Source organism: Bdellovibrio sp. SBM16, from assembly GCF_056175625.1.
Genome location: NZ_JBJKJG010000008.1, coordinates 194211 through 203565 on the forward strand (window position 1 = coordinate 194211; position 9355 = coordinate 203565).

General features: G+C 46.5%; 3 protein-coding genes. All 3 read left to right on the top strand.

Annotation, left to right across the window (positions count from 1 at the left end; translation table 11 throughout):
• The first annotated feature begins 72 nt into the window (after nt 1–72).
• Nucleotides 73–5646 carry a tail fiber domain-containing protein gene (locus AC04MM_RS10450; RefSeq protein ID WP_475380298.1) on the top strand — a complete coding sequence of 1858 codons (5574 nt, stop codon included), beginning with the start codon at nt 73–75 and terminating at the stop codon, nt 5644–5646.
• A 1-nt stretch (nt 5647) separates the two neighbouring features.
• Complete coding sequence (locus AC04MM_RS10455) at nt 5648–7123, top strand: fibrinogen-like YCDxxxxGGGW domain-containing protein (RefSeq protein ID WP_475380299.1); 1476 nt, start codon at nt 5648–5650, stop codon at nt 7121–7123.
• The coding region (locus AC04MM_RS10460; protein WP_475380300.1) for a hypothetical protein at nt 7120–9355 on the top strand (2236 nt) is incomplete at its 3' end. The genes AC04MM_RS10455 and AC04MM_RS10460, both read left to right, overlap by 4 nt.

Consider the following 9355-nt stretch of genomic DNA (forward strand, 5'->3'; position numbering starts at 1 on the left):
GATAGTACACTACAGGTAAACAAAACTGACTTAAATCCTAAATATTTTGTCAACTCTTCCGACAAGTAAGGTGTGAAGGACGTAAGCGGGCGACAGATTAACCATCTGATTTTTTTAATCTTGCTTTTTGTGTTTGCAGTAACAAACGCACCGCAGGCATTTGCCGGTCCTAATCGCACAACTTATCAGGCCAAAATCGTAAAACCAGACGGTTACCCGCTTGAAGCCAGCAATGTAAATTTCAGATTTTCAATTTTAGATCCGGCCGGTTCATGTATTTTGTATGTTGAATCATACAATTCTGTGAACATGTCTTCGACTGGTGGTTTAATATCTTTTGCCTTAGGATCTGGGGTAAAAAACTTTCCGGTGGGAGCTGTTACTTTTGAGCAGGTGTTTTCAAACATCACTCCGTTTTTAGCCTGTGATAGCGGTGGTCCTGCCACTTACTCACCAAGCGCTAATGATACACGTAAAATCGTGATGCAATTTCATGACGGTACCGGCTGGCAAACACTGCCAGCAATGACAATCAATGCGGTTCCATATGCAATGTTTGCCAATGATTCACAAACCTTAAATGGCATGCCGGCATCTGATTTTGTGCAGGTTTCATCACTTGCCAGTTGCGGTGCGGGTGAGGCGTTAACCTTTACCGGTCTGGGTGGATTTTCATGTTTACCGGCACCATCGGCAGTATCTGGTGCGGCCGTGATTTCGGCTTTAGGTTATACACCGGTGGATGCGGTAAGCCTTACGGCAGTAACTTCAAGTGTTGATTCGGTTTCAAATACGGTAGCCTCGGTTTCATCGACTGTTGCGGCCGTTTCATCAGCCGTATTTTCGGTTTCTTCGACAGTGACTAGTTTGCAAAACACAGTTGCTGCATCATTTGCCGCAATCACCAGTTCGCAATGGGTGACCAGTGGTACCAGTATTCACTATATCACGGGCAATGTCGGTATCGGCACAAGTGCACCGCAAGCGCCACTTGAAATTTCTAATTCAGTGACAAAAAAATTAATTTTACGTGACGATCAAGACGGTGTTTCTCAGTCGAGTATTATTAGTTTTGAAGGCGCCACCGATGGGGCTCATGGTTGGGTGGGGTTTGCCTCAACAGCAGATGACGATCTCTCTATTTTAGCTCAAGGAGCAACCGGAGATTTAGTTTTGGGTGCAGGAAATGCTTTTGCTAAAGGTTTAAGAATTAAAGGCACTACGGGCAATATTGGCGTTGGTCTTTCCGCACCGGTTACAAGATTAGATGTAAATGGTGGTGTGCGTATCAGTATGGAATCTGCAACCTGTGCTGTGAGTTACGCTGGTACTATCCGTTACAATGCTGGAGCTGTTGAATTCTGTAATGGCACGACCTGGGCTGCCTTCGGCGTAAGTGGCGCTGGATTGCAGTCATTAAACGGTTCGACTTCAGGAACTCAAAACTTTGCTCATGGTTTTACCGGCACAACGCCAAACTTTGTAACTAACAACGGTGTGCATACTTTAAATATTCCATTAGCATCGGCGGGCTCGGTAACAGCCGGTCTTATCTCTAATACTGACTACGTAAACTTCTCAAATAAAATTACTTCAAGTGCTGCTTCGATTGCGCAGGTGTTAGGTTATACGCCGGCCTCTGCAACAGCGTTAGCCAACTATGCCGTACGTGCAAACAACTTATCAGACTTAACATCATCAGCTACCGCGCGTGCAAACTTAGGTTTAGGCGGTTTTGCCACGGTAAGCTCTTTGGATTTAGGATCGGCATCGGCTACGGGCATTTTAGCTGAGGCGCGGTTACCAAGTTTTGCCGGAGTGAGCTCTGGTACGCAGTACACCAAAGTGACTGTTGATGGTAAAGGCCGCGTAACCAGCGGCGCGCAATTATCAGCGTCTGATATTTCGACAGCTTTAGGTTATGCGCCGGCGCAAGGTACATCTGCTACGCAGTGGACAACCAGCGGCTCAACGATTTATTATAACACCGGCAATGTCGGTATTGGCACATCAGCTCCAGATACACGATTTCATATTAATGGTGGGGCTTATGCGGATGCTCAGATGCGTATCGAATCTAACAATTCAGCATCGACGATCGGTGTAGACTTTTGGCATGGCGGCGGCGCTCGTAAAGGTTTTGTCGGTATTCGAAGTTCGGGATCAACTGCGCCGACACCAGCAGGTCAGAGTTTATATCTATGGAGTGATAACTTTGGTTCGCCAATAATTTTCGGTACTCAATCTGTCGAAAGAATTCGCATTGATTCTGCAGGTAACATGGGTATCGGCACTTCAGCTCCGGTCACGAGATTAGATGTAACTGGTGCTGTGCGTATCGGAATGGACGCCGCTACTTGTAATGCGACTTTTGCTGGTTCGATCCGATACAATGCCGGAAGTCTGCAATACTGTAACGGCTCGGCGTGGTCATCGTTAGGTGTGGCCTCTGCCGGAGTGATGGCGTTTAACGGTTCAACTTCGCAAACTCAGAGTTTAGCTAATGCGATTACCGGTACAACGCCGGCGTTTGTAACAGCAAACGGAGTACATACATTAAATATTCCGTTAGCCTCAACTGGTGCAGTGACGGCTGGTTTAATTTCTAATACGGATTATTTAAATTTTTCAAATAAAATTACTTCAAGTGCGGCATCAATTGCGCAGGTGTTAGGTTATACACCGGCCTCGGCCACTGATCTGGCAAATTATTTAGTGCGTTCAAATAACTTATCTGATTTAACGTCCAGTGCAACAGCAAGGGCAAATCTGGGTTTAGGTGGTTTTGCGACCGTAAGTTCACTTGATTTAGGTTCGGCATCGGCTACCGGAATTTTAGCCGAGGCACGCTTACCAAGTTTTGCCGGTGTGACTTCTGGCGCTCAATACACGAAAGTGACTGTGGACGGTAAAGGTCGTGTAACCAGTGGCGCGCAGTTGGCGGCATCTGATATTTCAACGGCGCTGGGTTTTACGCCGGCGCAGGCCACCTCGTCAACTCAGTGGACAACAAATGGATCTAGAATTTACTACAATACCGGTAATGTGGGTATTGGTGTGAACTCACCATCAGAGTCCTTACATGTGAGTGGTACTGTCAGAGCTAACGGTCTGGTGAATGCAAATAACGACACCATTGAAATTCATGCTGGGACTAGTTTATCGGATACGGCAAATGCGGCACTTGAGATGAATTCGCTTACTGCTGCTGTTAATCCAGGGGTTGTTCATTTAACAATGGGCGAAACGGTCAGTTCATATATTGCTTTCGGTAAGGAAGTCGGTGGTCCGGTTAAAACGAGCTACCTATATATACAGAACAACGGTGACGTAGGTATCGGAACAACTACTCCTATGACTCAATTAGATGTAGCAGGTGGTATACGAGTTAGTATGGAGTCGGCAACTTGTGCTACAAGTTTTGCGGGTACGATTAGATACAATGCCGGAAGCTTACAATATTGTAATGGCTCGGCTTGGACATCGTTAGGTGTCGCATCTTCAGGCGTTGTATCGTTTAACGGTTCAACTTCACAAACGCAAACTTTAGCTAACGCGATCACCGGCACTACACCTGCGTTTGTAACGGCCAATGGTGTGCATACGTTAAATATTCCGTTAGCATCGACTGCGGCAGTAACGGCCGGTCTTATTTCAAATACAGATTATTTAAATTTTTCGAATAAAATTACTTCAAGTGCGGCTTCGATTGCGCAGGTGTTAGGTTATACGCCGGCATCGGCTACAGCCTTAGCCAACTACTTAGTACGTTCTAATAATTTATCCGATTTAACTTCGCCGGTAACGGCGCGTGCTAATTTAGGTTTAGGTGGTTTTGCCACGGTCAGCTCACTTGATTTAGGTTCAGCGTCAGCTACCGGAATTTTAGCAGAAGCACGTTTACCAAGTTTTGTCGGAGTGACAAGTGGCACGCAGTACACAAAAGTCACTGTGGATGGCAAAGGCCGCGTGACCAGTGGGGCACAGTTATCTGCATCTGATATCTCGACAGCATTAGGATATTCTCCGGCGCAAGCAACGTCATCAACTCAGTGGACTACGAGTGGATCGACAATTCACTACACGGCAGGCAATGTCGGTATCGGTACAAGTGCACCAGGTCGGCAAGTGACGGTGGCCGGTTCTTCGTATCCTCTTGTAAGCATTCAATCTTCTGGATCTAATGGGGGTGTGCTTGAGTTGATCTCGAACGGTGATAATATTACGGGAAAACCTATTGCTCTGTTCAATCAAGCGGGGAATTTTCGATTAAGACCCTATGATGCTGCAGACCCAGCGGGTATCACGGTTCTTCAAACTTCTGGTAACGTGGGTATCGGTACCAGTGCGCCAGCGTCGGTATTGCATCTTGAAAAGAGTGATAATATTGCTGTTCGTGTAACTCGAAACAACCAATTAAATGCGTTGCTGGGTGATTTGGGTTCAACTAATCATGGACAGTTAAATTTGTACAACGCCTCTGGTACAATCGGAGTGTTACTCTCATCGGGACAAGAGAGTTATTTTACCGGAGGCAATGTCGGTATTGGCACGGCCTCACCACTTACAACATTAGATGTAAATGGTTCGCTGACTGCCGGTGGTGTTGTGACCGAGCAGTTTAATTTAACTGTTGATGGTGTTTCAAATACCACTTATGCAATCGGTTCGTTAACGAATAATGGCAAAGTTACGCATGTGACTTTCCATATGACAGTACACAACAGCAGTACGATTGATGCCTTAAACTTCCAGGTGTCTCTTGCATCCTATTCAAATGGTACATTTTATCCAAACTGGTTGGAGCTTCCGGTGGGATTTGGTTCTACCGGCTGGGAAGGCCGTAAAAACTATGTGATCGATGTCAGACGTCAAGGCTCGGGATCTGGTTCGACATTTAATTTCCGTGTACGTAATAAAGGTGGCGTAGGTTCGTCTTCAACAATGACGATTCGTATGACGTATAACAGTGATGCGACCTTTACACGGATCACGCACCAAAATTCGGTGGCGACAACATTTAATGCAGGAACAGCCGCAGCCGGTGGTGCGGTAGATGGTATGTACGGTGGATTGGAGTACTCATTCCCGGTAGCTATTGCTCAGTCTTGGCGTCCGTCTGATAACGACGGTTTATTTGTGAAAAACTCAGGTAACGTAGGTATCGGTACAAGCTCGCCTTCGGAAAAATTAGAAGTGAGCGGTTCGGTCAAAGCCGTGGCGTACCTATATACCTCTGACCGCCGGTTAAAAGAAGAGATCATCACACTTCCGGATGCATTAACAAAAGTAATGCAACTGCGCGGTGTAAATTTCGTATGGCGTAACACAAAAGAAAAAACCGTAGGTTTTATCGCCCAAGAAGTGGAAGCAGTCTATCCAGAACTGGTCAAAACCGACCAGCATTCAGGGTTCAAAGCTGTGCAATACGGTAACATCGTGGCGATTTTAGTTGAAGCCTTAAAACAAGAACATAAAGAACGTGTCGAGGCGCAAATGCGCTGCGAAGCCGATATAAAAGATGTTAAGCGTGCGGTGGCTTCAGTGGATGAGAAAGCATCGGCGCGTATGCAGCAGTTAGAAAAAGAAAACAAAGATCTTAAATCACGTCTGGAACGTCTGGAAAAACTATTACTCAAACAATAATATGAAAAAGCTTCTTGTAGTTCTCATCTTTTTGCCGATTTTAACAGGGATTAATAACCTGACTGATGGTTATCGTATTCCAGCTGGCGGAAGTTCGATGCGTATCTATGCACCTAATGGTGGAGCCCAAGGGGCGTGCTACAATATCCAGAATAATCATGCAAGCAGTGATCTTTTTGTGCCGACCAAAACTTCGGCTGAATGGAATTCGTTTATCAACGGCACGCCGTCGTTTGCCGCAAAAACCCTTTGTCAGCCCAAATCCTGTTTAGAAATTAAAAATGTCATTAGCGGTGCGGCCGATGGCGTATATACCATCGATTCTGACCTGCTAGGTGCAGGCGGCGCTTATCAGACCTATTGTGACATGACCACAGATGGCGGTGGCTGGACGCGAATTTTTCGCCATCATGTATCCGGCGGCTATTTTGCGACAGTTTCAGCTGCAATAAGCGCCAATACGAATGATGCCAACCATAATCTGTATTCAGCGTTAGATAAGATTCCAGATTTTATCAGCAACGGTAAGTATCACTTTCGCATGACCTGGCCAGGTTACGCACAAAAAAATATCTGGCTGCAAACGACAAATCCACTATCTGATGTTGATGTCGATGGGGTAGTGCCGATTAAAGTGTTAGCCTATGCTGAGAGCAAAGTGAATAATTGGGGAGGATTGGAGCTTGGCAACGGCACCCATGGGCCAGGCAACGCAGACTCATCTTTGCTTGACGGATCGGTCAATCACGGTAACTGGTGGTTTGCGATTGGCAGTGATGCCCCGTACGGAACACCGCCGGGAATTCCCGCAGATACCAGTATTCTTGCCGGTGGTGTCTCTGAAACAGCGCTATGGATCAAAGAAGACGACACGTATACAACATACAATTCCTGCAAAGCGATTTTGGATGCGGGAGCCTCAATCGGTTCTGGAATTTACACGATTGATCCGGGAAATCTTGGTTCGCCGCTTCCGGTTTATTGTGATATGACTTCAGATGGTGGTGGCTGGACGAGAGTTTTTTATCATACCGCTTCGGGTTCATTGTTTGTTGATAATGCGGAGGCGCTAAATAGTAACGCGATGATGCCGCTCACAACAACGAAGTACTCGATCTTAAACCGACTCTCTGGTTTTTTACGTGCCGGTAAATATGAACTAAGAATGAATTGGCCTGCCAGTCCTGCGCCGACAATTCGTCAGTGGTGGACGCAGACCAGTAACTTTACCTCTCAGGCAGTTGCAGGTTATGTGCCGATTGCCGTTGATTCGACCAGTAACTACTGGGGTGGTTTAGAGTATAACGGCACAAGTGTCGCATTGGCCGATGGATCGGTTGGACACATAAACTGGTTTTATGCAATCGGTGCGAAAGAGTATTGGGGATCGGTTCCTTCAACCTACGGGATTCCGGCCAATGATGAAGACTTCGGTTCAAGCTATGGTGTGCCGAGAGTGGAGCTCTGGGTAAAATGACGAACTCACGGCGTTGGCTGAACCATTTTTCTTTAGTTATTTTTGTGTTTGCGCTCTTGCAGACCCTTATCGTATACGCCGGTCCGAACCGTACAACTTACCAGGCCAAAATAGTTAAACCCGATGGTTATCCTTTACAGGCTGTCAGTGTAAATTTTCGTTTTACGATCTTAGATCCGACAGCAACCTGTGTTTTATATTCTGAAAATTACAATAACGTAAATATGTCGGCGTCAAGCGGATTGGTTTCGTTTTCGTTAGGCAGTGGCATTAAATCATTTCCGGTCAGTGCGACAACCTTTGAACAGGTGTTCTCAAATACGACGCCGTTTTTATCGTGCGATGCCGGAGGTCCTGCGAATTATTCGCCGCTGGCCAACGACATCCGCCGTATCGTTATGCAGTTTAATGATGGAAACGGCTGGCAAACACTACCAGCGATGAGTATCAATGCGGTTCCGTATGCGATGTATGCCAATGATTCGCAGACATTAGCGGGACTTCAGCCCTCTGAATTTGTGCAGGTTTCAACATTGCCGTCATGCGGGGTGAGTGAGTCACTGCATTTTAACGGCTCAAGCTTTTCTTGTGTAGCGGTTGGCGGCAGCGGTGCGGTGACTTCAGGTTCAGTGATTACTGCGTTAGGGTATACGCCGGTTGCGCCAGCAAGTTTTACTGCGGTAAGTTCTGAGGTATCTTCGGTGTCATCGACTGTTGCCTCGGTTTCTTCGTACGCATCAAGTGTGAGTGCAACCGTTGCAAGTTTTCAATCGACAGTGGCCGCAAGTTTTTCTGCGATCACAAGCAGTCAGTGGTCATCTATTGCATCAGGTATTCACTATTCATCTGGTTATGTGGGTATTGGTACATCAGCACCAGCTGCAGCTTTAGAAATTGTTAACATGGGGGCGGCTGCTTCGAATAGCCTTGTGGTATCTTCAAATTCACAACTCAGTGGTATTTTTGAAGGTCGTAATAATGCAACATCATTTTTAAATACGACTGGTCTGTACGTTACTAACAATGCGGCATCCAATAACCGTAGAACTGGTTTGTCGTTTGGTTTAAAAAATGTCAGCGACACGGCGCTGATCAGTGCGCAGACTCAAGATTCTGTTTCTGGTTATGGTCGTTTACAGTTTGGTACCCGTGGCAATGATGGTTTGATTGAGCGCATGACGATTACGGCTTCTGGCTCGGTCGGTATCGGTACGGTAACGCCGTTTACTAAATTAGATGTCATAGAAACAGATTCGACTCAGATAGTTTGGCCAGCAACACTTCGCAACGGGGGTAATGTCATGACTCCCGGCTACGGTGCTGGTATCCGCTTTAAAAATAGCGGGGAGGGCGGCACAGAGCCAAACAAATGGTCTGGTATTGCCGGCATAGCTTTGGGCGGTTTTTCTCATCAAACAGGTTTAGTTTTTTACACGGCAAACTCGGCTAGTCCAACCGAGGTTATGCGGATCGATTATTTAGGTAGAGTAGGAATAGGCACTACAAGTCCTGTAACTCAGCTTGATGTGTCTGGCGGTGTGCGTATCGGAATGGATTCGGCATCGTGTTCACTGGCTCTAGCGGGAACGCTTCGCTACAATTCGGGTGTAGTCGAATACTGTAATGGCACATCCTGGGCTGCGTTCGGAGTAAGCGGTTCAGGAATTTTAGCACTCAACGGTTTAGTTTCTGGGTCGCAGACTTTTGCAATCGGTTCAGCCGGTACAACACCGAGTGTCTCTTCAGTGGGTTCAGTGCATACGTTTAATTTTCCGTTAGCATCGGCGGCGTCGGTAACAGGTGGTTTATTATCAAACGCTGACTACGTGGCCTTTGCTAGTAAGTTAAATTCTACAAGTGCGGCGGTGATTTCTGCGTTAAGTTACACACCGGCAAATCAGTCGAGTGTGGCCACGTCATTTGCGGCGGTGACAACCACAACTAATAATTTAGGAACTTCAATTTCAGCGTTATCAACTTCGATGACCACTCTTTCTTCGCAACAATCTGCAACTGCGGCAAGTTTAGCGGCAGTCACAAGTAGTCAATGGATTACCAGCGGTACTTCTATACACTATCTGAATGGTTATGTCGGTATCGGGACAAATAATCCAAATGCTCAATTACATATTCAAGGCATTGTTGATCAGCAAAACTTACGAATTGCGAACACGTCGGCCACCATGATTGTCGGCGAAGACTCAGACCTTCCGTCGGTGATGCGCATGCGTT